This window comes from Paenibacillus cineris (assembly GCF_018333335.1).
Taxonomy (GTDB): domain Bacteria; phylum Bacillota; class Bacilli; order Paenibacillales; family Paenibacillaceae; genus Paenibacillus_AQ; species Paenibacillus_AQ favisporus.
On the sequence record NZ_BORU01000001.1, the window covers coordinates 3,448,586 to 3,473,569 of the forward strand.

The following is a 24,984-nucleotide window of genomic DNA, read 5'->3' on the forward strand; positions in this document are numbered from 1 at the left end:
CGCTACCTCCTCCCCACTTCCACCACGGACAAAATAACCTCTGCCATCTGTTCTTCGGACATAGTCCGCGGCTCTCGCGCCCACTGAATAGCCGGACCAAAAATAGCCCAACTAACGGCCCTTGCCCGTGCCTTAAGCTGCAATGGATCATCTAGCGGATATCCAGGATCATTCCTCATCAAACCTGAGATATAACGGGTTAATTCTTCATGGATGGTCTCCTCCAAAATTGAAACCGGTACCCTGCTGGATGGCTGCCGGTGGCTATATTTACCCTCAAAGCACTGAAGAACGGCAATCACGATCTTTCGTGCTGTTTCGCGGTTCCATGGAGAATTCGGCGAAACGGCATTCATCAGCAGCTTGCCGAAGTTGTCCCGGATGACATGTTCCAGGAGCATATATTTATCCGTGTAATGGATGTAAAACGTCCCCCGGCTCACATTCGCCCTTTCCGCGATGTCCTGCACGCTCATGGCGGAAAAGCCCTTTTCCCGGATCATCTCGACGAAACCTTCCCGAAGCAGCTGACGTGTGCGCTCGATTCTGCGATCACCGTTTTTATCTGTGGATGCCATATCTATCCCTCCCATAGTTGGATATCGCTCATGATCAATGACCTACTGCTGTACAATTCTCCCTTACTGTTCAAAACTGAACACTGGCTGCAATTTGTATATGGTTCACTGCCTTGCACCGACCTAAAATAATCATATCTCAACTGACTTCTGCGAAGAAAGGGATATCACCTTATGTTCTTGTGAATATCTACGTTCAACTATGAAAGGGGAAATTTAATGGTGGAAGAATATACAGCGGACACAATGCATGAAGCAAAAAGTGATCTTGACGGCAGATTCAACAACGCGATAACAGAACTTGTTGAAATCACCACGGCATACTTTTGGAACGGGCGGTCCAAGGAGGCGCTGCACATCCTGAATCAGCTTCTCCCGATCACCGGCATCTGCGAGGCGCAGCACCTACGTCTTCCGATTTTGCTGCAGCTTGGCAAAATACAAGCCAATGAATATGTCTACACTAACGCCGAACCGGAACCTATGTTTTCTATATTGAACGAAGCCAGGCGTCTCGCTGAGCAATCCAATGACCGAAAAGGCCTGGCCGATGCGCTAAGCTCCCTTGGTACGGCCCACTATTTTGTTGAACTGAATGCGAGCTCAACGATCGAGAGCACCGCAGGACAATATAAGGAGGCTTTGAATTATCATGAGCTGGCATTGAAGCTGAGGGTCGAAATTCAGGACAACCGCGGTATAAGCGAATCGTATTTTCAAATCGGTACCGTGTATGAACGCTGGCAAAAGAAAGAGATGGCCCTGAATTATTACGCCCAGGCAGCCCGAATCGCTGAGGAGCACCATTTTCCATTAGAGCAGAGCGAGCCTGCCCGCCACTTTGCTTTCCATGCGTTTCAATCCGGAGACCTGGACGAAGCGTTAAGGTTTGCACAGCACGCTTTATTCATGCGAGAAACAGCAGGGTTCAAGCCCCATTTGCCGCTGGATCATTTGCTGCTGAGCGACATTTACCTCAAACGCGGCCAGATCGAAACGGCTCGGCAGCATGCTGAAACCGCCACCCGCTTGGGAGAGGAGATGGGCTATCTAAGAGCCGTTTCCTCCTCCTGCCTCACCCTTGGCGATATTGAACTCACCCAACAAAGGGCTGATACCGCCCGTACTTATTATGAAAAAGCTCTCTATTTAGGGCATGAACTCAAGCTCCCACTTTCTGTTCACAGAGCAGAAGAAAGACTGGAACAATTGAACGATCGCACGTGAATCCATATGCTGAATTCCAGTAAATGTATGGTATACTGTTTTAAAAAACGAAACGGGGCGGCCGATGGATGACAGTATATATCGCACTGCTGCGGGGCATTAACGTTGGCGGACATAATCTGGTGAAAATGACCGAGCTCAAGAAAATGTTCGAAGACATGGGCTTCCACGATGTCAAAACGTATATTCAAAGCGGGAACGTCTTGTTTAAAAGCGATGAAGAGCCGCTTGGACTGAAGTCCAAAATGGAGCAGTTTTTGGAAAAGGCGATCGGCAAGCCGGTATCGGTCGCCCTGAAATCTGCGGAGGAAATGCAGAAGATCATCGCGGGATGTCCATATGACGCCTCTGCTTTGGGCGAAGGTGAAAGCATCCATGTCTCTATTCGCACCACCCAGCCCAGCCAGGAAGCGCTGGACAAGCTGGCGGCCTTAGACAAAGGCGGAGATGACTTCCACACCGACGGCGATGTCGTATACCTGATGCTTCGGCAAAGTATCCGGGACTCCAAGCTTGCCGCGAATTTGTCCAAGGCTGACGCTCCGGCTACGTCGCGAAACTGGAATACGATGAATAAGCTGAACGAGCTGGCCAAAACGTTGTAAGCAGCCGGCAGCCCGTCCACTGGAAATCTATCTAACGAAGAAGCTATCACGCCGGAAACACCCCGCTTTACCAAAAAAAGCAGGCAAAGGAACGTTCCCGTTCCGCTGCCTGCTTTTTCACGTCTTGTGACATAGACCCGGCAAGTAGACTCGGCCCAGCCCAACTAAATACAAAACGCACCGTTTACCCTTTTGTACCTCCCTGCAGCCCAAATCCTTTGGACATAAACTGCTGCGACAAAATATACAGCACGACCGACGGAAGCGCATAAAGGACGGAGAATGCCGCCAGCTTGCCGTAATCCGCCATGCCGTATTGGCCGAAAAACTGATACAGCTTGAGCGACGCCGGGAAATTTTCCGGGGATTGCAGCAAGATGTAAGGGACGAAGAAATTGCCCCAGCTTCCGGAGAACGTAAAGATAGCCACGGTGCAGATCCCGGGGATCATGAGCGGGGCTACGACTTTGCGAATGCCGGTGAACACCGACGCGCCGTCGACCCATGCGGCCTCCTCCATATCGTTCGGCACGGAATCCATGAAATTTTTCAGCATCCAAATGCCGTACGGCATCGAGGAAGCGACATAGAACAGAATGACGCCAAAAATATTGTTGTACAGCTTCAGGCTGAGAAACAGCTGATACACCGGAACCATGACCGCCGTAATCGGCAGCGAGGTCATGAACAGAATGGTCAGCATAAACGGTTTCTTATATTTCATTTGATAACGGGACAGTGGGTATGCGGCCAGCAGACCGAGAAGGACAACGATGACGGCTTGGCCGAGCGACATGAAGAGACCGATCAGAAAGGCGCGCTGGTTCTCGCCGTTCGTGATCACGTCGCCGTAATTGGCCCCTGTGAGCCGGGTTGGCATTTTGAGCGACTGCATCGCATTGGGATCGACGGACGCGACCAGCACCCACAGCAGCGGAAGCAAAAAGCAGATCCCGATGACGGTAAGGATCAAATACGGCAGAATACGGTAGATGAGTTTGCGTTGTTTCGCGTTCATACGAAGTCTCCTTGTTTATTGCTCTTTCATTGAGCGGATGTAGAACAGGCTCAGCACGATGCCCAGCAGGAGGAGCAGCAGCGATATGGCCGTGCCGTACCCGAGCTGGTAATTGACGAAAGCCTGGTTGTACATAAAAATCGGCAGCGTCGTCGTCGACGTTCCCGGTCCCCCGCCCGTCATCGCATAGATCAGGCCAAAAACGCCCAGCGTCTGCAGCGTGACGAGCATCATATTGGTCAGAATGGTGTCCTTTATGTAAGGGATGGTGATCCGGAACAAGATTTGCAGCCGGGAGGCGCCGTCGACGACGGCCGCTTCTTCGATCTCCGTCGGCACGTCGTCGAGTGCAGCCTGGAATACCAGCATCGAAAAGGCGGTACCGTGCCAAATGTTCGCTAAAATGATGGTCAGCATCGGTACGGTATAAAGCCAGGTTACATCGGAGATCCCGACGAAGGAGAGAATGGCATTCAGCGTCCCTTCATCGCCGAAAAAGCTGTATAAGCACAGCGCGCAGACGATTTCCGGCGTGACCCACCCAGCCAATACGATCGTGCCGATGACCCGGCGAAACAGCCGATTCTTGTGCTTCATCAAGAGCGCAATGATAAATCCGAGCACCTGCTGGCCGATGACAGCCGAGCCGATCAGGAAGATCAGCGTGTTCCAAATGCTCACCCGGACCGTGGGGTCATGGAACATGCGGACATAGTTGTCGAAGCCGACGAATTTCAGTTCCTTGGCCGCTTCCCCCGTCAACGCCAGGTTGGTGAATGAATAGAAAAACGTTAACAGGATCGGATAAATGAAAAACACGAGCATGATCGCGATTGAAGGAAGCAGGAAGTAGAGCCATGTATACGACTTTCTTTTTTTGTACACCGAAGATACGGTCAAACTGCTCATCGAGGTTACGTCTCCTTCCCCTAAGCTGAAAATAAAACCGCTTGCCCACGCGCTTTTCCCGCCGGAAGCAGCAGCATGAGCAAGCTTTGATCCATTACTTCTCTACGATATGGTCCTCACCGACAATCCGGGTTACGTCCTGCGCGTACTTCTTCGCTGCATCTGCAGGCGAGGTTCCGGTGGCGACGCTTTCGACCATCGTCTGGATCTGCGTGGACACTTCCGGATATTTGTCCTGCGCCGGTCTGAATTCGGCATGCTGCAGGTATTCCGTGGCGATGCCGTTAAACGGCTGAGCTGTATATTCGGGATCCTTGGCCACGTCCGCACGAACGGTAATGTTGCCGGAAGCGATGACCAGCTTTTTCGTGTTGTCCTTGTTCAAAGCGTACTTAATGAAGTCCCATGCTTCGTCCTTATGCTGCGCGTTGCTCGGGATCGACAGCGCCCATCCGCCGGCGAGCGTGATGGAACCCGGATCCTGGCCTTTGCTGGTCGGCATCGGGGCAAAGCCCAGCACGTCTTTATACTCCGGCCAAGGCGCTGCTCCGGTATCAAAGTAGTTGCCGGTAATCCACGATCCGTCGAGCGAAATCGCCAGCTTGCCTTTCGGCAAATATTCGCGGGATGCGGTGTTGCCCGCCTGGCCGTTCAGCACTTTGGACAGCGGAGGTCCGAGCTTCTCCTTGTTGACTGTCTGGATGAAAGTCAATGCGTCGATGATGCCCTGGCTTTTGATGATCCATTTGCTGGTATCGTTGTCATACAGACGCTCCCCGGTGCCATACAGCAGCATTTCGTAAGTTTGCATCGAGGTGGCTTCCCCTGTCGCCTTGCCCATGTTCATCCAGATCGGCACGACATCCTTCGTTTTCTCTTTGATCGTCCGGGCCGCGTTCAGCACGTCGTCCCACGTTTTTGGCTGCCAGTCCTCGGGAAGTCCCGCCTGTTTGAAAATCTCTTTGTTGTACCACAGTCCACGCGAATCGGTGTTGTACGGTACTCCGTACACCTTGCCGTCGCTGGCCGTAACCCCTTTTTTCATCGCCTCGATAAAGGAGCCGTTCGTCCAGTCCTCCCAAGCCTTGACTTTGTCATCCAGCGGTTCCAGGTAACCGGCACTGGCATCGGAATTGAGGATAAACGTATCCTCCGTAACGATATCCGGAGCGGTGTCCTTGGACTTCAGCGCCAGAGCCACTTTGGCAAAATAATCCCCTTCGGACGCCTGAATCGGTGTCGGCTTGATTTCCACATCCTTGTTCGGATACGATTCGGACAGCTCTTTCAGCCATTTGTAGAACGTGCCTTTCTCCCCGATTCCGTCGTCCCGGTAAGTGATCGATATCGTCGTTTTCGTCTTGGCGGTTCCTTCGCCTGAAGAATCCGTATTGCCGGTAGTCGTGGTCGTAGTCGTATCCGTTCCCGGCTCCGCCGTCTTCGTACCGCCGCTGCCGCTTGAGCAGCCTGCCATCGCCACCGTTAACGCGCAGAAGAGCGCGGTGGATCCGAGCAGCCATTTCTTTTTCCCTTTGACCATGCTTGCCCCTCCTTTTTGATGTAAAGCCTTGAGATCTCTGCCTTGAAGCCTTGGAGTAAAGCGCTTTACTATGTATGTGTATTAGCATTTCAGGTTTTCATAACAACATTTTGGGGACGGCCGGACAGAACCATTTCACTTACAGGACACCTGCAAATCTCTTCGATCTCCGCTTTCAACAAACCAATCCGCTGCTGCATCAACAATTTCAACACCTTCTCCCATTTCCGAGCATTGCACACCCGCTGCACGAATGATTGATTGCCACCAAATGTAAGCGATGTCTATAATGGGCATGAATTTTAGTTGACATTTCTAAAAGAGGAGGATGCTTGAGAAAAAGTAACGTCTGTTGAAGTCGTAAGCGGCTGGATGCAATTGATTGCGATATGGTACAAAAACTAACAGCTTCTCTTCGGAGAAGCTGTTTGGCCTGGTGTGAGAAGCTATATGAGATCAACAAAAAGACTGCCCTTACCCGGGCAGTCTTCTATCTCGAAGTTATATTTTATCCACATGCAGCAGCTTGATTTGCTTGACCTCGTACGTATCCTCCAGCCTCTCTTCCGGGATAACACGCAGGCGGACCAGACTGGAAATTTTCGATCCGTCCGCTTTGGACATCAGCCGCCACAAATCCGGGTCCGGCAGCGCTTCGTACAGCTTCTGATCATCGTATTCCTTGCGGATTTGCGATACCAGCTTCACCTTGTAGGCACCAATCTCCAGCTGCTCGGCCTGCTGCTTCTCACAATAGGCTGTAATTTCTTCGCGAAGCTGCTTAAGCTCCTGCTCCGTTTCTCTCTGCCGCTGCTTCAGCAGGTAATACCTGTCTACGATCTTGTCCATCTTCCCACTCCCTTCTACCTACACCATATGTGCGCCGAAGCGGTTTTAGGATGGATTTTGCATCGCGGACGTGCCCATGGTACTGTGGGAATATCATACAAACGGAGAACGGATGAATATCCCATTTATTTGCATTTTTACTATAAAAAATGGAAGGCTGGCTCATCATATGCCCAAACTGGATTACATGCTGTCGCTGCTGTGGCTTTTGCGCTCGAGGGGTAAAATGACGGCGGAACAATTGGCCGAAGCGTTGGAAATCAGCGTCCGCACCGTCTACCGTTATGTCGACCTCCTATGCCAGAGCGGCGTTCCGGTCGTCGCGGAACCGGGTCATGGGGGCGGATACACTCTTCCGGACTCCTTTCGGGAGTCGCCGCTGTTTTTTGACACCAATGAATTGAAAGCGATGGCTCACAGCGCGCGGATCGCCTCCCAGGCAGGGTATCCGTTTGCGGACGCTCTGGAACATGCGCTCGATAAAATCAGCCACCGGCTGAATGAGGACCAAGGAGAACAATTAAGGCGCCACCAGGCCGGGCTGGAAGCCGTCCCCTATTCAACCAGCCGGGAGATTAAGCGGTTACTTTCCGACCTTGAAGAAGCGGCCGCCCATTCCCGTGTGTGCTGCATTCAATATGCCAACACGACTGGAGATGCTGAGCGGATGCGCCGCATCCATCCCTACCGCTTGGCTTACCGGACGAACCGCTGGTATGTCGCCGCTTACTGTGAGCTGCGGGGTTCTGTCCGAATGTTTCGCGGCGACCGGATTGAGCAGCTGGAGGTAACGGAAGAAACGTTTGCGAGGCCGGAGGATGTTTCGTTTACTGATCTGGCCAGGGATACCTTGGCCGGTTATTCGAAAACGGATGCATCCTGGGTTACGGTGCGAATTGGCGGCGATTCGGATGTATTGGAGTCCATCGGGAATCAATATTTCGTGCAGCCGTTTCTGACCAAACACATGGACCGGGAGCTTCGGTTTGAAATGCCGCCCTCCGTGATGCTGACCTATATGCCCCACCTTCTTCTTTCCTTCGGTACGCTGGTATCTGTGCTGGAACCATCCCTGCTGGGAGAACGGATCGCCGAACTTTGTCACGAAATTGCCGAACATCATACAAGCCCTAAACTTCCCTGACAATCTAGCTGTCAGGGAAGTTGTCGTATGATGCGGTTATCCTGTAATACAAGAAAGGAGTATAACCTTATGAAACTGGATAACCGCAAGCTGGATTTGACCAAAGCGAACCCCTCGTATTATTCCGCGCCTCAAGAACCGCAAAAATGCTATTTTGATGAGATCCCCTATCTCACGATTGACGGTGAGGGAGATCCAAACGGACCAGGATTTGCTGAAGCGACCGAAGCCCTCTATACCGTAGCTTATGGCATAAAAGGGATGTGTAAACAGGAGGAGCAGGATTTTACCGTGGCCAAGCTCGAAGGACTCTGGTGGGCAAGGTCCCATTCCGGACAAGACTCCATGTACGCTTCCAGGGAGGATTGGATGTGGAAGCTGCTGATCCGGATGCCGGACTATGTATCGGGCGAACGATTCGAAGAAGCCCGGATGCTGGCAGTGAACAAGAAACCGCATCTTGCCCCCCTTCGCTTCTTGAGCTTCGAACGCCTGTATGAGGGCGATTGTGTTCAGATGCTGCATGTCGGTCCGTTCAGTGCCGAGCCGGAAACGATCCGCCAGATTTTCGAGTATATCGAGGCCCAGCGCCTGACACCTAAAGGGCGGCATCACGAAATTTATTTGTCGGATCCGCGCAGAACGCCCCCCCATAAAATGAGAACCATCCTGCGGCATCCTGTCACCCAGCAGGAGAACTGATCAGGTCCCCTGAGCCCCGCAGGGGGACTTTTCGATCCTCTTGGCCTCCCGTCTCATGGGAGATCAAGAGGATTTTTGTCTTTCAGCCTTTCGCATTTCCCTCTTTCTTTAGTCCTACGTTAACGATTCTATAAACCTATCTAACCGATGGGATAAGGCAAAAAATATCCGTTATGCCATAGAAAGCGCCGTTTTGGAGCATTTCGACACCTCTGCTCGACAGCAAACGCCCACCCTGCCCAAAGTACCTATCAACCTTTTGTCTCATCCCAATAGAATGCAAAAATTGTAAAATGAAAAATGTATTTTACTAGTGTTCAATTAGTTTCGCGCAAAGGAGGATCGTTTTTTCGGCATGATTTCCTATCTCATTCGATAAAGGAGGACATCTTTTGAAAAAAGGTTCATCGACCATCCGTACTTATTCGACGCTGTTGTTAAGTGCCTTGCTGGCTATTGGTGTCGCCTATCCGAACGCCAGCGTGTCGGCGGCTGCTGCACCCGATCTACGTTCGGCCGACCATTCGGCCATTCATCTGGAATCTTCCCTGCGCCAAGGGGACTGGAAGCTTAACCCTCCGGCCCAAGGTACTTCATCCCCTGTTCAAAGCCTGGCGGCTGCGGCGCCGGATGAGCCCCAAAACTTCGTAGATCCTTCGGACAGCAGTGAACCGGTAACGGTCATCGTTCAGCTGAAGAACGATCCGCTTAAGGTCTATGAGGCCAAACCGGGAGCACAGGCCCGTTCATCCCTCGGCAGTTACAACAGCATTTTGAATCAGGAGCACAGCGCCTTTAAATCGGCAGCTTTATCGAAAACCGGCGCCAAATTCAAACGGGAATATTCCAAAGTGTTTAACGGTTATTCCGTGACGCTCCCGGCGAACGAAGTGGACAAGCTGCTGACACTGCCGAACGTCAAAGCGGTCTTCCCGAATGAGGAAATGCACGCCCTGCCGGTTGCGGACGGGCATGAAATGACGCCGAACATGGATGAAAGCGCTCCGCTGATCGGTGCGGAAGACATGTGGGATTCGGGATATGACGGAGAAGGTGTTAAGGTCGGCGTCATTGATACCGGTATTGACTACAATCATCCCAGCTTGAAGGACGCCTACAAAGGTGGATATGACTTTGTCGACAACGATGCCGATCCGATGGAGACGCTTCCGGATCCAAGCAAGCCGCTCGACAGCAATGGCAACACCTATGATACGTATCATGGAACGCATGTCTCCGGAACGGTTGCCGGACGAGGCGACCCTGAGCACCCCGATGCGGGCAAGGGCTGGGTCCGCGGCGTAGCGCCGGGATCGGATCTGTACGTATACCGCGTACTCGGTCCTTATGGCAGCGGCTCGACCGAAAACGTCATTGCCGGGATTGAAAAGGCAGTCAGCGACGGAATGGATGTCATTAACCTGTCGCTGGGTTCCAATATGAACAACTCGTATACGCCGGATGCCATCGCAGCGGACAACGCGGCGCTGGCGGGAGTCACCGTCGTTATCTCCAACGGCAATGAAGGACCGGATGCGGAAACGGTTGGCAGCCCGGCTGCGGCACAGCTGGCCATTTCCGTTGGCGCCTCGACGCCGCCGCTCCAAACACCGATTTTCACTTCCGACACCATCGGCATTACTTACGCCCAGCTGGCGGCGACATCGCCGAAGCTGGAAACGGAAGGTGCGGACTTGGAGCTTGTGGACGCCGGCCTCGGCCGTACTTCCGATTACGCCAACATTGACGTAAAGGGCAAAACGGCGTTTGTGCAGCGCGGAGAAATCTCCTTCGCTGAGAAAGCGCAAAACGCGGCCGCCAACGGCGCCGTGGCCGTCATCATTTACAATAACGTGCCAGGCGAAATCGGCGGAGCTACGCTAAATGGCGCCGAAGACGTCGTGCCGGCTTATACGATCAGCCAGGAAAGCGGCCAGAAGCTGAAGAGCGAGATTGCCAAAGGCAATAACCACGTAACGTTCGGCTATAAAGCCGAAGTCGACCTGCTCGCAGACCTGAGCTCCAGAGGTCCTGCTCTGCCGAACTATACAATCAAGCCGGACATTACCGCGCCTGGCGTGGGCATCAAGTCTTCCATTCCAGCGTTTGGCGGTGACTACACCAACGCTTACGAGGAACTGCAGGGCACAAGCATGGCCGCTCCGCATGTGGCGGGTTCGGCTGCCCTCATGCTGGAAAAGACGCGCGAAGAAGGGCTTCAGCTGAAGCCGGATGACGTGAAGGCTCTGCTTACGAACAATGCGGTTCTGATTAAAGACCGGGATAACCGTGAGTATGGCACCAACGAGCAAGGCGCCGGCCGCGTTGACCTGAAAAATTCTTCTGAGGCGGATGCCATCGTTAAGGTGGAAGAATCGCTTCCGGCTCAGCTTCAGGACGATACCCACCAAACCTCGTACTCCGGCAGCATTTCTTTTGGTCTGCAGGGTGCAGGAGCGGACGTCACCCGCAAGCTCACGGTGGAAAATATCGCAAATACAGATCAGTCCTATTCGATTGAGGTCAAATGGAATCATGGCGGAGGGCCAGTGTTGACGCCGGCAGCGGAATCGGTAAGCCTGTCCGCAGGCCAATCGACTGCCGATCTGAACGTATCCCTGAACATTCCGGAAGGAACCGCAGATGGCCTGTATGACGGTCAGCTGATCTTTACACAAGCCGGAAACGGGCATGTCCTTCATGTGCCGTTCAGCGTGTATGTCGGCGAAACTTATAACCTGGCCGATATTTCGAATGTAGAACTCGATCCGATTTACCTGTCCAGCACCAACGAAGGCAAAGGCTCAACCCTTTATTATGCACTCAATAAAAAATTGGTGGATTACGAATTCGACGTCTACCGTTTTGATGACGAAGGGAACGGCGAGTACGTAGGATATATCTATGACCGCGACTTCCAGAACAAGCTGGACCCTTTCTATTACTCCTATGAATGGGACGGCAAGGTGGATATCGCTACCACACCAGGAAAGAAACGCGTGTACCTTGATCCGGAAGGTGTATACGGCATCGTTCCGGTAACGGTCGAGGAAGGCGACAAAACCGCCGAAGTAGTGACCGACTCGCTGTCGCAGTTCCTGGTCGACAACACTGCACCGGATGCTTCGGTGCCGGATGAACTGGTCGTTAATCCGGATAAGCCGAACGTCGGCTTGCTTCAAGGAACGATTAACGGAGATTTGCTGCTGGATTACTTCTACGACGGCACGAATCTGCAGGATCTGATCCATGTGAAGGCGGTCAATTCCGTAAAAGGCAAAGATAACGAATATCAGGGAACAATCGACGAGTACGGTAATTACACCGTAGAAGTTCCGCTTGAGAACGGAACGAACAACATCGACCTGTATATTTCTGACGATGCCGGCAACGGAACAGCTAAAGCGGCCAAATCCTATAAGTATAAATACAAGCCGGAGGAGACCCCAAGCACAGATGTAGAATTGTCTGCCAAGCAAGGCAAGATCAAAACAGGTAAACCCTTTAACGTTTCCGTCGAATTCAAAGGTAAACAAGCCGTGCAATTTATGACGGTTGAGGTAACTTACGATGCTAAATTAAAACTAAACAAGATTACACCTTCTTCCAAGCAGGTTAAAATCCAAAATGATGTCACGGCAACCGATGCGGAAGCATCTTTGGCACAGACTGGCAAAAAACGGGCCGTGTTCGGCATTGAATTCAACAAACCAGTCAAAAGTGGTACCCTGGTGGATTTCTCCTTCACCGCTTCGGATGCAGGCACCTACGATTTTGAGATCAGCAGCGTCACGATGCTCGATTCAAATCAGCAGCCCGTTCTATCCGGAAAATTGACCGGTACCAGCGTAGAAGTCACCGGTGGCAAAAAACCTGGCAAAGGCTCCAATTCCGACGATGCACAAAATCTTGATGACAACTTAACAACGAATGAAGATCAAAGCCCAGACCAGGCACAAAGCCCGGATGGTTCTCAAAGCACGGATGGAACCCAGAGCCCTTATCAAAGTCCAGTTACGGATGATAACCAGCCAGCTTCACCAGAAACCGATCCTGCCCAGCAGCCGGATAACAGCCAGCAACCGGCTCAGTCGGGTGATGGCGCACAACAGGATTCAAGTCCTGCCGGTGAGGGCGCAAACACAGGAGCAACAAACCAAACACCAGCTGCAGACAGCAATGCAGCAGCCGGTGCAGATACCAATACTGAAAGCCAAGGAAAGTAAACATTCGAATAAGACTTGATTCGCTTTTGAAAAAGACACAGGCAGTCTTGGAGTAACTCTCCAAAACGCCTGTGTCTTTTTTTGTAAAGGTGGATATTTGATTCTCCCCCGCCCCGTAAGCCTTTATGAAGTGCTGTTCGATCCTCGAACCGTTCACCTCATAACGCAGCATATTGCCGACATCTGCATGCCGGTTCCAGGCAAAAGCTTCCTCCCAGTCGAGCACGGTGAAACAAAGTACCCCTCGGAACCTTTCTCCATCAGAATATTTAAGCCGTTATAATCGGAGTGCTCGAATAACTACATTTACGCTTGATCTTTAAGTTAACATCATATTAATTATGGTTTTTCGCAGCTCCTTTTTTCCAAATGATCTGCTGTTAAGTACGTTGTAATGGTGATATAGCTCGGAAAATCTAGGGTCGGTGTTGTGACAATTTTTCTATTGTGAATTATTCATATAGTGAGTTTTTGGAACAAAACTACCTCAATTTACCCAGTCTTAAGTTGACCCAGCAGCAAAATTACGCTTCTTTCGCCTTCAACAGCCGTGTTCCTTCCAACCAGGCTATCCGTATACGATCGTTTCATCGACAACCGTCATCCGGACTTTATTTTCCAAAATGGTTTCCGGCGGTTTGCCGAACGGGTCCCGTTCCAGAACGGTAAAATCAGCGGCGTATCCCGGATGAATCCGTCCCCGGTCTAGTTCATGCCCTGCTGCATAGGCACTGCCTGTCGTATACAGCGAGATCGCTTCAAACATGCTGAGCCGCTCATCTGAACCATACACGGTCTTTTGAGCATCCCCCGGCTTCATACGGGTTACGGCAGCGTATATGCCTAGAAGAGGCGAGACGCTTTCGATCGGCGCATCCGATCCGCCGGCACAAGGAATCCCGCTGCGAAGCAGTGTCTGCCAAGCGTATACATGCAGCCCCTTCGCATCGCCGACCCGGTCCAGCACCCACGGAAAATCAGAGGTGACAAAGCTCGGCTGAATGTCGACGATAGCAGGCAGCTCCTTCAGCTGAGCCAGCAGCTCATCCCGCAAAATCTGCCCGTGAATCAGCCGGTCCCTCCTGCCCGCCGGGCATGGATTTGCGGCCAATGCGTGCAGCACCTTCTCTGCGGCCCCGTCGCCAATTGCATGCGCAGCCGCCGCAAGCCCAGCGCTTCTTGCCTTGGCCACCAGCCGGTCCAGCTCCTCATCCGAATGAACGGCCACGCCGCTCGTGGCTGGATCATCTGCGTAGGGGCGGCTGAGCAAGGCCGTTCTTCCGCCCAGGGATCCGTCCGCAAACAGCTTCATCGCCCCGTATTCGAGGAACTCGGATTCGGGCACAAGAAGCCTTCCTTCCTCGAGCCATTCATCGAGCGCAAGATGGTGGATCAGAAAATGCGTTCTGAATTTCTTTTGCCCCTCCATAATGACCTTTTGGAACGCTTGCAGCGTTCGGGTACAGCCGCCATAGTAGCTCAGATCTTCCGTATGGCAGCCGGTGATTCCCTGTCTCCAGCAGTCTTCAATGGCCATCGTCAGTGCAGTTTCCAGGTAGCTCTGAGTCACGCCGGGCATCCGGTGCAGGATCAGATCCTGGGCCTGCTCCTTAAAAATACCGTTTAAGCGTCCGTCACTGCCTTTTCCCGCGACTCCGCCGCTTGGCACCTCTGTGTCTTCATTAACGCCGGTCTCCTGCAGGGCCAGTGTATTGACGGTCAGCACGTGCCGGCAGACGCGCCGCAGCATTACGGGGTGATTCGGGGCGGCCCTGTCAAGCTCCACCCTTGTCGGAAGAAGCGCTTCCTCCCACTCATTTTCGTTCCATCCTTCTCCGATGATCCACGTGCCTGGCGGAAGGCGCCGGGCTTGTCCGGCAATCTTGTCCAGCAGCTCGCCCCGGTGCTTCAAACCGGAAAGCTGCAGCTTGAGAAAGGTCTCCCCGTGACCGATCAAGTGAATGTGACTGTCCACAAATCCCGGGAACAGGGTGCCCCCGCCAAGATCGATCACCTCGTCGATCTGGCTGCCAAATTTCTCTTTCAGTTCCCGCGTATCGCCAGCATCAAGGATGCGGCCTCCTTCAGTCATTACCGCTTCAACCGTCTTATGTTCCTGTTCCATCGTGTAGATGGTTCCGTTCGTCCAGCACTTGGCCATGACGCTCCCTCCTCTATCGCTTACATTGCTCAATCATCGATATGTCTGACTGCTACAAGAATAGCACAAAAAAAGCAGCCGGTCCCTTGACCGCTGCTCCCTCATTTAGATGAATCTATCGCTCAATGCATGACATATTTCCAGATCAGCCAGCATATCAGCACACAAATCCACGAAATAATACCAAAGATCGTAACGATTTTATTTTCGCTCCATCCATATTTCAGACTGAAATGGAAATGGATCGGGGTCATTCGAAATAACCGCAGCTTCGTCTTTTTGTAATACCACACCTGCAAAATGACCGACAACTGCTCCGCAAGATAGATAAAAAACAGGATCGGGATCAATATTTCAACCTTTTCAATGACGGCCAAAATGGAAAGCGACCCTCCGATCGCCATCGATCCCGTGTCCCCCATAAACGCCCTTGCCGGATAGATGTTGTAAAGAAAAAGTCCAAGCAGACAGCCGATCATGACCAGCGAAAATGTCTGCACCTCAGGTTTGTCCGAAATCAAAAAGAAAAAAAAATAAGTCGGGATCGCCACATTGATCAGCAGTCCGTCCAATCCATCCGTAAAGTTGATCGCATTCGCAGAACCTACCACAAACAGCAGTATGATGGCCACATATACGTAAACAGGCAGCTGCAGATGGTATCCTTGAAACAACGCGATATCACTCGTTACGCCAAACGAATGGAGCAATACATACAAGAGGATTCCCGTAAAAGCAAATTGTAGCACCAGCTTCGTACGGCCGGAGATGCCGGCCGGGTCTTGCCAGAAGGCTTTTTTAAAGTCATCGAGAAAGCCGACCGAGCTGAACAACAGAAACGCAGCGCACAGGAGCAGCATAAGGGATGCCGGTTGTGATTGCAGCGAAATCGCTACCCCGATCAGCAGGATTAATCCGGCCATCAGCGGCGTACCACGTTTGGCTTGATGATCTGCCGGAAGCTCAGCGCGGATCGGCTGCGTCAGCTTCAGCCTGCGCAAGGTCCAAATCAGCAATGGCGTCAGTACGGCAACCAGAAGGAAAGATAAGCCGGAAACAGCCATAATTCCATACATATGACGAACCCCTTCTCATTGAAAAATATGGTTTCCTTACATTATAAATAATTCGGATAGGTAGACAAACATTCCCCGAAGTCAAAATCTCTTAGCGATCATTTTGCTTGTGAAAGCCATCTATGGAAAATATGTACCTTGATATGTACCTTCTACATCATCCGTTACTTACTATGGTCAGCGTCCTCTTTTACGGTATACAGCGGCAATGTAATGATAAAAGTAGTTCCTTCGCCTTCCTTGCTTTCAATCGAAATCTGTCCGTTCATCTCGCGTATGATATTGAAGGTGACCATGGTTCCGAGCCCCGTGCCTTTTAACTTGGTGGAGTAATAAGGGGATCCCAGTCTTTGAATCTGCTCTTTCGTCATGCCTACACCTGTATCCGAGATATAGATCCTGGCTTTGTTGTCGCTTTCGTCCACAAAGTATTTAATCGTTAATGTACCGCCGTCAGGCATCGCTTCAACCGCATTTTTGCACAGATTAATGATAGCTTGCCTTAACTTGGATTTGTCTCCATAAATGGTACCGGATGAATGAAATTCGGTGACCATTTTCACATTTTGTAAATTAGCATAGGAGCTCAGCACATGGGAGGTTTCCAAAAACTCTTCGTTCAGTGAAATCGGTTCCAATTTCTGGTTTTGAGGTTTGGCTAACGACAGGTAATCGGAAATGATCGATCCCGCCCGATCCAATTCCACGAGGGTAATGAGGGAAAATTCTTTACGCTTCTGATCCGTTAAGGACGGCTCACCCAATAGTTGAACAAATCCCCGCACAGTTGTGAGCGGATTTCGTACTTCATGAGCGACCGATGCGGCGATTTCGCTGACGACCTTCAGCTTCTCGGCTTCGATCATCTCTTCTTGAATTTTGACGTCGCGACGGACCGTTTCCAATATGTACACCAATAGAACCGATATCGCGCACTGCATCAGAACGATTGGCAAGGATGGCACAAAGGAGTGCAGGAAATACGATGGATTGCTATCAAGCAAATAATAAATATTTAAGACGGTAATCCGTAGAAAAAAGCAAAGGCCCAACACGATCAGCATCCGCTTCATGAAGCTCCCACGGTTAAATGCTGGAATCGCCAGGCATACGAGCACCAATGTAGGCAATAGGGACAGCGTATAATAAACAATATGAATGTCACCCAATACTTGTCGATAAATAATTGCGCTGGCGAATAACAGTAAGGCGCTGTACACCCCGCCGTATAAGGAGCCCACCACAAGCGGTATTCCCCGCAAATCTAAAAACGTATTAAACACTTTGACGGGGAACGACATTGTAATAATTATAGGTATAAGAAACAGCAGGAAATAGAGCACGGTTTTATTCGATTTACACACAAAACGGTAGAACATGATAGGCAGTAATATAATGAATACATTGAGGATTAGGTTGGATTCGATATGCATTCCCTGTAGCCCCTTCGATTGTGGTAAATAAGCATTCTCGGGGCCCAGGATAAATTCCTTCTCATTAAATTGTAAATTTTTCCGCATCCGTGCTCATTATGCATGATCTATAAAAAACAGCGCGTGACCATAGTGCTTCATGAACCTTTTATAATCGGCCGATTCCTTTAAGACAATGATTGTGGAATAAGCATTTACTTTGCGCCGTTTTAGTCTGGCGAGAAGTTCTTTCTGTTCGATACAGTAAAATTTGCCTCTTTCATATTCAATAAGAAGAGGCGGAAGATCCGCAGCGTGATCATCTGCTTCAGCCGAATCATCTGCCTCTAGCTTTATTCCATCCATCTGGATCAGGCGTAATGGAAACTTGACGACGCCAAAATAATGATTCTTCTCTCCTGAATAATCATGCAGAGTCGAAGCCACCTGCCTCGTAAGCATCAGGTAGCACTGAATCCATTCTTCCAGCAGCCCGTTATTCGCATATTGTACTGCCGAGCGTACCGTCGGAGCATAAGTGATATGCCTGTCATGTTTCTTCGAATAAATGATTTTCTTTATGGAATCCAGGGATAAGAAGTACTCGTCCGCAAGCTCCGAAACCGTCATCCCGTTGGCATATTTGTTGCGGATCATCACATTTCGCCTCTGCAGGCGATCCCGGTAGCCGGACGTTTCTCCCCAGCCTTTTTTCTCCTCACCCTTCGGTATATACAGCAGTTTCCCGGCGGCGTATTTCTGGATTTCTTTCAGCAGCTCCTCAGGCAGGACCTCGCCGGCATTTTCATATTTCATACGATCACCTTTTATATAGCGTAAATTCGATCCTTCAGTTCGCTGATGGATTTCATGATGGACATGCACGATTCCTCGTCATCGATCGACGCATGCCACCGCAACACATCGATTCCCTTATAATACGCCATACATAAAAATCTTTCTTTAAAATCCGGGATGACGATGTTTCGTTTACCGCAATATTCGAATAACAATTCAGGGATGTTCAAATAGGGCTTATTTAAGTCCATAATGGCAAAATCCAGAAGGAAATCGCAAATGCCGGACCGGCTCCAGTCCGGGAAACCAACCTGCGTTTTTCCATCGGTAATCATAATTTCAAAAAACGTATTATTGTTTACTAAAAAACGTCTGCCTTCACAATACTTGATTCTGGCTTCCATCTCCATCAAGTATTTGTCGACAAAATCACGATCCAGAAGCGTCGTATCATAGAGCTCTTTCCAATGATACCAATACCCTTCTTTATCATCCGCGAATGTGTCAACGAGAAACTCCCTGCAGGTGCTGTACTCCGTTTTACAATTCTCATTGAACTCACCGTAGCCTTCGACGCCCGTTATATCTGATGCGCTGATTTTTAAGATGCTGTCAAAAAACAATTCGTAGACTTCGGCAAATTGCTGCGGATTTAACGCATCGGCGAGAAATCCGTTTGGTGTCATGCTCACCTGTTCGGAAAGCATGGACTTAAGGATATGATCCTTACTCATGTGCAGATCTCCTTTACATACACAAAAGATTGATGTTTCAGTATCAGCTGCGCGCCCCTGATCTGTCGTCATCATACCACCTGATCATGTAACGGATATAGGCAATGAATAAGTTAAGTCAACTTTACCCTCGAATGAGGCTAGTACAGCAGCGCCGCTTGTCTTTTATAGTGATCTTCGATCACCATACAGGCCATAGCTTCAATCACGGGTACAACCCGCGGACAGATGCACGGATCATGCCTTCCGATCGTTGTGATTTCCCTTTCGTTTCCTTCCGTATCTACGGTTCGCTGGGGCTTGGAAATCGACGAAGTCGGTTTCACGACAACCCGGAAAATGATGTCGGCCCCGGTGCTGATTCCACCGATAACGCCTCCGGCATGGTTCGTGATGAACCCGTTCTCGTCCATTTGATCGTTGTGTTCGCTTCCCAGCATGGATGCCGCCTGGAAACCGGTCCCGAACTCGATCCCTTTGATCGCGCCGATCGAAAGCATGGCCTTGGCCAGATCAGCGTCCAGCTTATCAAACACAGGCTCCCCAAGCCCTGCCGCAGCGCCGCTGATCCGGCATTCAACGATGCCGCCGCAGCTGTCGCCCTCTGCCGCGAGTTGTTCGATCCGCTCAATCATCTTCGCCGCCGCTTCAGGATCACAGGCGCGAACAGGATTTCGTTCGATGGCATTGGGATGGAAGGCTTCGCAGCGGATTCCGGCGACCTCGGTCGTGTAGGCCATGACGGAGACTCCCCGCCGTTCCAGCAGTTTCCGCGCAACCGCTCCGGCCGCAACCCGTGCCGCAGTTTCCCTTCCGGAAGCCCTCCCGCTGCCCCGGTAGTCCCGAATGCCATATTTCTGATCGTAAGAAAAGTCCGCGTGCCCCGGGCGATACATCTGTTTGATGTCATCGTATGCGGACGGACGCATGTCCGTATTGTTCAACATCACGCTGAGCGGAGTCCCTGTTGTCCGGCCTTCAAACACACCGGATAAAATCCGGACCTTATCATATTCTTTACGCGGCGTTGTGACCGAAGACTGTCCCGGCTTTCTGCGGTCCATCTGAACCTGAATATCGTCCTCGTTCAGTTCAAGGCCTGGAGTGACGCCTTCGATAATGACGCCAATGGCTTCTCCATGCGATTCACCAAACGTCGTCATTTTAAACCGTTCACCAAAAGTACTTCCCGGCATAAAAATCCCCCTCATATATCATGTAGTGTCGTTATGTACTAGTTTAGAGGTATACTTGTAATAAATGAAATTGTAATTTTCGACTCTTGCCATAGAATGGATTGATGCCAAATGATGATTAACACGGAATGGTACCGGATTTTTCTTCACGCTTCGGAAACCTTGAATATGACGAAAGCCGCGCAGCGCTTAAATATGACACAGCCCTCCGTCAGTTATGCGATCAAGCAGCTGGAAGACGCGCTTGGAGTTAAGCTGTTCGACCGCTTATCCAAAGGAATCGTTTTAACAGAAGAAGGGCATGCCTTGTACGATCAAGTCAGACAAGTATTCGATAAACTGGATTACGCCGAACGATACATGAAGCAGTTGGGACAGCTGAACGAAGGGCGGTTGCGGATCGGTGCCAACGGAGCGATCATCCGCGACTATATCGTTCCTCTACTCGATATTTTCCGGTCCCAATACCCCAACATCCGGGTTCAAGTCTCGCAGCAAAAGACCGGTCAGATATTGGAGCAGTTACAGCAGGGCTTACTTGATCTGGGCTATGTTTATCTTCCGGTGAAGGATGCGGAGATTCAGGTCGTGGATACTTTTGTCTCGCCGTATGGTGTGGTGGCGGGGAAACCCTTTGCCGCTCTGGCAGAAGCCCCCTTGTCCGCTGCACAATTGGCCGAGCTTCCCCTGCTAATGCTGTCCCAGGGAAGTGCGACCCGCTCCTATATCGAAGCCTGGTTTCAATCCCAAGGCGTGGAAGCGGCGGCCGATTTCGAGCTGAACAGCTTGGATATGCTGGCGGAGTTTGCCGAGCGGGGGTATGGCGCAGCTATTTTGCCGAGAGCGTTTGTAGCTTCTAAAATCGATGAGGGCGCTTTATTGGAGCTTTCTATGGAAGTTCCGCTGCCGGACCGGCACGTAGGCGTAGCCGTCAGAAAGCATTCGTCTCTGTCGCTCGCCGCAGAGGCCTTTTTGAACATACAAAGCAGCCGGTCTCTTTGACCGGCTGTCCTCGCCCCGTTCCGATTATGAACGTGCATCCATTTTTGATTTCCTGTAAGCAAGTGGTGTCATCTTCATTGCCTTTCTGAATTTTTCTATAAAGTAGCTGGTGCTGTTAAATCCAACTTGGTAAGCCACCTCGGTAATGCTGGAATCGGCTCGCTGCAGAAGGACTGCGCTTTTCTGAAGTCTGTAATCAGTCACATAATTCAGCGGAGTCGTATGGAGCATTCGCTTAAAATAGCGGCAGCATTCCGAGCGGCTCAATTGACCGGCTCTGGCAATATCATTTAACGCGATTTTTTCGGCGTAATGGTTATCGATCCAGCTCAACATCTGCTTCATCCGCTCGTTTTTTAGAGCTTCCACCTGGTCATATTGCAGTTGAAATCCGTTCAGGATCAGGTTTTTCCAAATGAAAGCCAGCTGCATCGTCATATTCAGTTCAAAGTATGGCGGTTGAGTCTGAATCCATTGATGAATGTTCACCAAGGCATCTAAAATATTTACGCCCCAAGCCTGATTAGGATCGATGTATAAATAAGGCAGATTCGTCGCTTGAATATACGGAGCCACATAGGCTGCATATAGCTCCCGTGATACGACAAAGTCAGGTGAGACATTGAGGCAAATATACACGCAGCCCGATGCATTCCGATCTTCCGCCATGTGCAGGCAGCCGCTGTTGATGAAGACCCCTTCCCCTTGCCGAACAACGAGCTTCTCTTCGTTAATTTGGAACTCGGCTTCCCCTTGGACAACCCGAACGAATTGCAATTCATCATGCCAATGAAGCGGAATATGTCCGTGTATATTTTGGTTAATCGTCGTTTCGTAGCATGCAACCGGAAGCACGACCGTCCGGTGCTCGGTTAATTCCTTCAAATTGCCGCCAATCCTGAAATCTTTAATTTGCAAATAACCCCCACCTCAATATTGTTATATTTTTATATCCAATTCCGGTATTCCGAACGAGATTTTTTACCTATTATAACACTATTATTATATTTGAAGCGGAGAATCGATCGATGAATCCAACAGCTAGAAGAAAAGGGTTATTTCTTGTCATTACAGGGGCGATATTTTGGGGAGTGAGCGGCACCGTCGCCAAAAAGCTCTTTGAGCAAACCGCAATCGATGTTAACGGACTGGTCACGGTACGCCTGCTCATCGCCGGTATTTTACTGTTAACCATTCAATTTTGGGTCAAAGACCGCTCGCAAATCGTAGGGGTATGGAGAAACCGTTGGACCGCTTTGCGGCTCATTGTTTTCGGATGGGTTGGCATGCTATCGGTTCAATATACGTATTTGGCATCGATTCAACATGGAAATGCCGCTGTGGCAACACTGCTGCAGTATTTGGCGCCTGTCATGATCATCCTCTATTTAATGCTGCGGAAGCAAATGGTTTTCACGCGAAAAGACTTGCTCACCGTGATCCTGGCTTTAGCGGGCTGCTTCTTCTTATTAACCAACGGCTCGATCTCGGAGCTTTCCGTGCCAGTTCCAGCCGTAGTTTGGGGTGTTTTATCAGGCGCGGCCTTGGCGTTCTACACCTTATATGCCGTCCCGCTGCTGAAGCAATACGATTCCCTCGTCATTGTCGGTTGGGCGATGATCATCGGCGGTTTGGGCTTAAGTGTGATCCATCCGCCATGGCACACCGACTTTACAGGCTTGACGATCGACGCCTATCTATACCTTGCTTTCGTGGTCATTTTCGGCACGATGGTCGCATTTTGGTTTTATATCGAAAGCTTACAAAGCCTATCCCCCAAAGAAACGAGCCTTTTAGGCAGTTTGGAGCCGCTGGCCGCCGTGATTACAACCGTATTTTGGTTGAAAGAGCCTTTTGGTTTTTTTCAGTGGCTGGGTACGGCGTGTATCATCGGACTGATTTTGCTTCTGGCATGGGTTAAGAAACCTTCATCCGACTAGTGTGATTTTTTCATATATCGAATTTCTCATATGTAGCTCAAAAGAAAAACCGGCAAATTTGCCGGTACTCGCGGGTCGTATGCAGCTTTTTCCGAAACGAATCTACCCTTTCACCGCACCGGCTGTCATGCCGTCGATGAAGTACTTTTGGAAGGCCACAAACAGGATAAAGATCGGCAGAATCGAAAAGAACGAGCCGACGATGAGCAGGTCATAGTTGTTGCCGTACGGCGTCAGCAGCGTCTTCAAACCGATCGGCAGCGTATACTTGTGCGAATCGCTCAGCACCATAAACGGCCACAAAAAGTTGTTCCAACTGTTCATGCCGTTGAGAATGGCCATCGCCGCGAAGGAAGGCTTCATGACAGGAAGGATCAGCCTGGCGTAAATGCCGTACTCGCTTGCACCGTCCACCCGGCCGGAGGCAATAATCTCTTTAGGGATTCCAGACAGGTATTGTCTGAAGAAAAAGATCGTCGCCGCATTGGCAATGCCCGGCAAAATAATCGCCGAGTAGGAGTTCATCATGCCAAGGTTAAAAGTAAGCGTGTATAAAGGAAGCAGCAGTATTTCAAAGGGAACCATCATGATCAGCAGTACGCAGACAAAAAGGATATTTTTTCCTTTAAAATCATAAGCGGCAAAGCCGTAAGCTACCGTTGCGCTGACCAGCAGCGTCAGAACGACCTGTACCACGGTCAGCAGCAGCGAGTTGAAGAACCACGTAAAATACGCATGATCCCCCGTGAACAAAAAGACAAAGTTGTCCAGACTCATCACCGAGAAATCAAGCTTCAGGTTCAATCCGTACCGGATCAGCTCTTCGCCGGGCTTGAAGGAAGCGAGCGTAATAGCGTAGAACGGCAGCAGGATCAGGAAGCAGATGACGGCGAAAATGACGACGAGGACGATGTTGAGCGCGGTGTTCTTTTTCATCCCTAATCCTCCTTCTTAAACATGCCGGAGAACGCCAGCTGCGTCAGATTAATGATCATCGTCACGGCGAGCAGCACAATGCCGACCGCGGCGGCGTAGCCGAGGTTGTTCTTCTCGATCCCTTGGCGGTACAAGTAGCCGACGATCGTAAGGCCGATGTTTTTCGGCGAGTTGTTGCCGTTCCACAGCATGAGGCTTTCGATAAACATGGCCAGTCCCGCATAAATGCTGATCGTAAGCACATAGATCGTGGTCGGTTTCAGCAGCGGCATCGTGATTCTCATGAATTTCTGGAATGCGGAGGCGCCGTCGATCGAGGCGGCTTCGTAGTATTCCTCCGGAATATTTTTGAGACCCGACAGGAAGTAAAGGATGTTAACTCCCGTCCACCGCCAGGTCGCCAGGGCGAGCAGCGCAACAAAACCGGTCAGATGCCCTTTCAGAAATTTCACCGGCTCGATACCGAAGACACCAAGGACGCTGTTGATCAGCGACCCTTCCATCTCCCCGAACATCAGGCGGAAGATTGTCCCCGCCACCACCACGGATGTCAGTGCAGGAAAGAAGAAAGCCGACTTAAAAAATTCGCGGCCCCACATCCATTTGTTGTTGATCAGCACCGCAAGCAGCATCGGAAACGGAATCAGAATGACCAGCGTCAGCACCATATACAGCGCGCTGTTGCCGATCGACTTCAGGAACACGCCGTCCCCCATCAGCTTCTGATAGTTGTCCATCCCTGTCCACTCGGCCTCCTGCCCCAGGGTGACATGCTGGAAACTCATGCCGAACGAGCTGAGCAGCGGGTAAACCCAGAACACCAGAAAAATGGCGACAAACGGGAACACGAACACGTACGGGGCGACCTTTTGCGAATATATAAAACGCTTGATCATGTCTCTACTCCTTTCTGTTTGAAAAAGAGCCGCTC

21 protein-coding genes are annotated in these 24,984 nt (G+C 50.7%); 7 read left to right on the top strand and 14 right to left on the bottom strand.

Going from position 1 to position 24,984, the window contains the following annotated elements; genetic code table 11:
- Positions 1-2: 2 nt before the first annotated feature.
- On the bottom strand, positions 3-578 hold the full coding sequence (locus tag KI379_RS16025) for a TetR/AcrR family transcriptional regulator (protein ID WP_212984172.1): 576 nt from the start codon (positions 576-578) through the stop codon (positions 3-5).
- Between the two features lie 219 nt (positions 579-797).
- On the opposite strand from KI379_RS16025, the gene KI379_RS16030 reads away from it, so the two are divergent.
- Together KI379_RS16030 and KI379_RS16035 are read left to right on the top strand one after the other, a co-directional pair.
- Positions 798-1,805, top strand: a complete 1,008-nt coding sequence (locus KI379_RS16030) for a tetratricopeptide repeat protein (RefSeq protein ID WP_212984173.1) — start codon at positions 798-800, stop codon at positions 1,803-1,805.
- A gap of 68 nt (positions 1,806-1,873) precedes the next feature.
- Positions 1,874-2,410, top strand: coding sequence for a DUF1697 domain-containing protein (locus tag KI379_RS16035; RefSeq protein WP_076171551.1), 537 nt, complete (start codon positions 1,874-1,876; stop codon positions 2,408-2,410).
- Positions 2,411-2,594: 184 nt separating this feature from the next.
- Here KI379_RS16035 and KI379_RS16040 read toward each other — a convergent pair whose 3' ends face one another.
- The 4 genes from KI379_RS16040 to KI379_RS16055 all read right to left on the bottom strand — a co-directional run bounded on the left by KI379_RS16040 (position 2,595) and on the right by KI379_RS16055 (position 6,726).
- Positions 2,595-3,428, bottom strand: a complete 834-nt coding sequence (locus KI379_RS16040; RefSeq protein ID WP_212984174.1) for a carbohydrate ABC transporter permease — start codon at positions 3,426-3,428, stop codon at positions 2,595-2,597.
- A gap of 15 nt (positions 3,429-3,443) precedes the next feature.
- Entirely contained in the window at positions 3,444-4,337 is an 894-nt protein-coding gene (locus tag KI379_RS16045; protein ID WP_089547803.1) for a carbohydrate ABC transporter permease, read from the bottom strand.
- A 94-nt stretch (positions 4,338-4,431) separates the two neighbouring features.
- Positions 4,432-5,877: an ABC transporter substrate-binding protein gene (locus KI379_RS16050; RefSeq protein WP_089547804.1), complete on the bottom strand. Its 1,446-nt coding sequence runs from the start codon at positions 5,875-5,877 to the stop codon at positions 4,432-4,434.
- Positions 5,878-6,378: 501 nt separating this feature from the next.
- Positions 6,379-6,726, bottom strand: coding sequence for a hypothetical protein (locus KI379_RS16055; protein WP_076171542.1), 348 nt, complete (start codon positions 6,724-6,726; stop codon positions 6,379-6,381).
- A 169-nt stretch (positions 6,727-6,895) separates the two neighbouring features.
- Between KI379_RS16055 and KI379_RS16060 the strand changes: the two genes are divergently transcribed.
- The 3 genes from KI379_RS16060 to KI379_RS16070 all read left to right on the top strand — a co-directional run bounded on the left by KI379_RS16060 (position 6,896) and on the right by KI379_RS16070 (position 12,798).
- Positions 6,896-7,870: a helix-turn-helix transcriptional regulator gene (locus tag KI379_RS16060; protein ID WP_212984175.1), complete on the top strand. Its 975-nt coding sequence runs from the start codon at positions 6,896-6,898 to the stop codon at positions 7,868-7,870.
- A 69-nt stretch (positions 7,871-7,939) separates the two neighbouring features.
- Entirely contained in the window at positions 7,940-8,572 is a 633-nt protein-coding gene (locus KI379_RS16065) for a GyrI-like domain-containing protein (RefSeq protein ID WP_212984176.1), read from the top strand.
- A 392-nt stretch (positions 8,573-8,964) separates the two neighbouring features.
- On the top strand, positions 8,965-12,798 hold the full coding sequence (locus KI379_RS16070) for a S8 family serine peptidase (protein ID WP_212984177.1): 3,834 nt from the start codon (positions 8,965-8,967) through the stop codon (positions 12,796-12,798).
- Between the two features lie 568 nt (positions 12,799-13,366).
- Here the strand turns inward: KI379_RS16070 and KI379_RS16075 are convergent.
- The 6 genes from KI379_RS16075 to aroC all read right to left on the bottom strand — a co-directional run bounded on the left by KI379_RS16075 (position 13,367) and on the right by aroC (position 20,175).
- Complete coding sequence (locus tag KI379_RS16075) at positions 13,367-14,959, bottom strand: amidohydrolase (protein WP_212984178.1); 1,593 nt, start codon at positions 14,957-14,959, stop codon at positions 13,367-13,369.
- 122 nt (positions 14,960-15,081) lie between these two features.
- The gene (gene mraY / locus KI379_RS16080) at positions 15,082-16,035 is read right to left on the bottom strand and encodes a phospho-N-acetylmuramoyl-pentapeptide-transferase (protein ID WP_212984179.1); all 954 of its coding nucleotides are present in this window, start codon (positions 16,033-16,035) and stop codon (positions 15,082-15,084) included.
- A gap of 164 nt (positions 16,036-16,199) precedes the next feature.
- Positions 16,200-17,555, bottom strand: a complete 1,356-nt coding sequence (locus KI379_RS16085) for an ATP-binding protein (protein WP_089547810.1) — start codon at positions 17,553-17,555, stop codon at positions 16,200-16,202.
- A 9-nt stretch (positions 17,556-17,564) separates the two neighbouring features.
- Entirely contained in the window at positions 17,565-18,263 is a 699-nt protein-coding gene (locus KI379_RS34305) for a CD3324 family protein (protein ID WP_306433674.1), read from the bottom strand.
- Positions 18,264-18,274: 11 nt separating this feature from the next.
- Positions 18,275-19,054: a hypothetical protein gene (locus tag KI379_RS16095; RefSeq protein ID WP_244879311.1), complete on the bottom strand. Its 780-nt coding sequence runs from the start codon at positions 19,052-19,054 to the stop codon at positions 18,275-18,277.
- 65 nt (positions 19,055-19,119) lie between these two features.
- Entirely contained in the window at positions 19,120-20,175 is a 1,056-nt protein-coding gene (gene aroC / locus KI379_RS16100; protein WP_212984180.1) for a chorismate synthase, read from the bottom strand.
- A gap of 111 nt (positions 20,176-20,286) precedes the next feature.
- Here aroC and KI379_RS16105 point away from each other — a divergent pair, with 111 nt between their 5' ends.
- On the top strand, positions 20,287-21,177 hold the full coding sequence (locus KI379_RS16105; protein WP_084203939.1) for a LysR family transcriptional regulator: 891 nt from the start codon (positions 20,287-20,289) through the stop codon (positions 21,175-21,177).
- A gap of 24 nt (positions 21,178-21,201) precedes the next feature.
- On the opposite strand, the gene KI379_RS16110 is transcribed toward KI379_RS16105, so the two are convergent.
- On the bottom strand, positions 21,202-22,095 hold the full coding sequence (locus tag KI379_RS16110) for an AraC family transcriptional regulator (protein WP_212984181.1): 894 nt from the start codon (positions 22,093-22,095) through the stop codon (positions 21,202-21,204).
- Positions 22,096-22,205: 110 nt separating this feature from the next.
- Between KI379_RS16110 and KI379_RS16115 the strand changes: the two genes are divergently transcribed.
- The gene (locus KI379_RS16115; RefSeq protein WP_212984182.1) at positions 22,206-23,117 is read left to right on the top strand and encodes an EamA family transporter; all 912 of its coding nucleotides are present in this window, start codon (positions 22,206-22,208) and stop codon (positions 23,115-23,117) included.
- 102 nt (positions 23,118-23,219) lie between these two features.
- Here KI379_RS16115 and KI379_RS16120 read toward each other — a convergent pair whose 3' ends face one another.
- Together KI379_RS16120 and KI379_RS16125 are read right to left on the bottom strand one after the other, a co-directional pair.
- Positions 23,220-24,053, bottom strand: a complete 834-nt coding sequence (locus KI379_RS16120) for a carbohydrate ABC transporter permease (RefSeq protein ID WP_212984183.1) — start codon at positions 24,051-24,053, stop codon at positions 23,220-23,222.
- 2 nt (positions 24,054-24,055) lie between these two features.
- Positions 24,056-24,949 (bottom strand): carbohydrate ABC transporter permease, encoded by an 894-nt coding sequence (locus KI379_RS16125; RefSeq protein ID WP_212984184.1) that lies wholly within the window; start codon positions 24,947-24,949, stop codon positions 24,056-24,058.
- Positions 24,950-24,984 lie beyond the last annotated feature (35 nt).

What these genes read in the sequence shown, in the direction of transcription:
- KI379_RS16045 (WP_089547803.1), bottom strand. Translation starts at nt 4,337, where the DNA reads ATGAGCAGTTTGACCGTATCTTCGGTGTACAAAAAAAGAAAGTCGTAT.
- KI379_RS16030 (WP_212984173.1), top strand. Translation starts at nt 798, where the DNA reads ATGGTGGAAGAATATACAGCGGACACAATGCATGAAGCAAAAAGTGAT.
- KI379_RS16125 (WP_212984184.1), bottom strand. Translation starts at nt 24,949, where the DNA reads ATGATCAAGCGTTTTATATATTCGCAAAAGGTCGCCCCGTACGTGTTC.
- KI379_RS16120 (WP_212984183.1), bottom strand. Translation starts at nt 24,053, where the DNA reads ATGAAAAAGAACACCGCGCTCAACATCGTCCTCGTCGTCATTTTCGCC.
- KI379_RS16085 (WP_089547810.1), bottom strand. Translation starts at nt 17,555, where the DNA reads ATGCGGAAAAATTTACAATTTAATGAGAAGGAATTTATCCTGGGCCCC.
- KI379_RS16075 (WP_212984178.1), bottom strand. Translation starts at nt 14,959, where the DNA reads ATGGCCAAGTGCTGGACGAACGGAACCATCTACACGATGGAACAGGAA.
- KI379_RS16035 (WP_076171551.1), top strand. Translation starts at nt 1,874, where the DNA reads ATGACAGTATATATCGCACTGCTGCGGGGCATTAACGTTGGCGGACAT.
- aroC (WP_212984180.1), bottom strand. Translation starts at nt 20,175, where the DNA reads ATGCCGGGAAGTACTTTTGGTGAACGGTTTAAAATGACGACGTTTGGT.
- KI379_RS16060 (WP_212984175.1), top strand. Translation starts at nt 6,896, where the DNA reads ATGCCCAAACTGGATTACATGCTGTCGCTGCTGTGGCTTTTGCGCTCG.
- KI379_RS16115 (WP_212984182.1), top strand. Translation starts at nt 22,206, where the DNA reads ATGAATCCAACAGCTAGAAGAAAAGGGTTATTTCTTGTCATTACAGGG.
- KI379_RS16040 (WP_212984174.1), bottom strand. Translation starts at nt 3,428, where the DNA reads ATGAACGCGAAACAACGCAAACTCATCTACCGTATTCTGCCGTATTTG.
- KI379_RS16055 (WP_076171542.1), bottom strand. Translation starts at nt 6,726, where the DNA reads ATGGACAAGATCGTAGACAGGTATTACCTGCTGAAGCAGCGGCAGAGA.
- KI379_RS16050 (WP_089547804.1), bottom strand. Translation starts at nt 5,877, where the DNA reads ATGGTCAAAGGGAAAAAGAAATGGCTGCTCGGATCCACCGCGCTCTTC.
- KI379_RS16025 (WP_212984172.1), bottom strand. Translation starts at nt 578, where the DNA reads ATGGCATCCACAGATAAAAACGGTGATCGCAGAATCGAGCGCACACGT.
- mraY (WP_212984179.1), bottom strand. Translation starts at nt 16,035, where the DNA reads ATGTATGGAATTATGGCTGTTTCCGGCTTATCTTTCCTTCTGGTTGCC.
- KI379_RS16095 (WP_244879311.1), bottom strand. Translation starts at nt 19,054, where the DNA reads ATGATGACGACAGATCAGGGGCGCGCAGCTGATACTGAAACATCAATC.
- KI379_RS16065 (WP_212984176.1), top strand. Translation starts at nt 7,940, where the DNA reads ATGAAACTGGATAACCGCAAGCTGGATTTGACCAAAGCGAACCCCTCG.
- KI379_RS16105 (WP_084203939.1), top strand. Translation starts at nt 20,287, where the DNA reads ATGATGATTAACACGGAATGGTACCGGATTTTTCTTCACGCTTCGGAA.
- KI379_RS34305 (WP_306433674.1), bottom strand. Translation starts at nt 18,263, where the DNA reads ATGAAATATGAAAATGCCGGCGAGGTCCTGCCTGAGGAGCTGCTGAAA.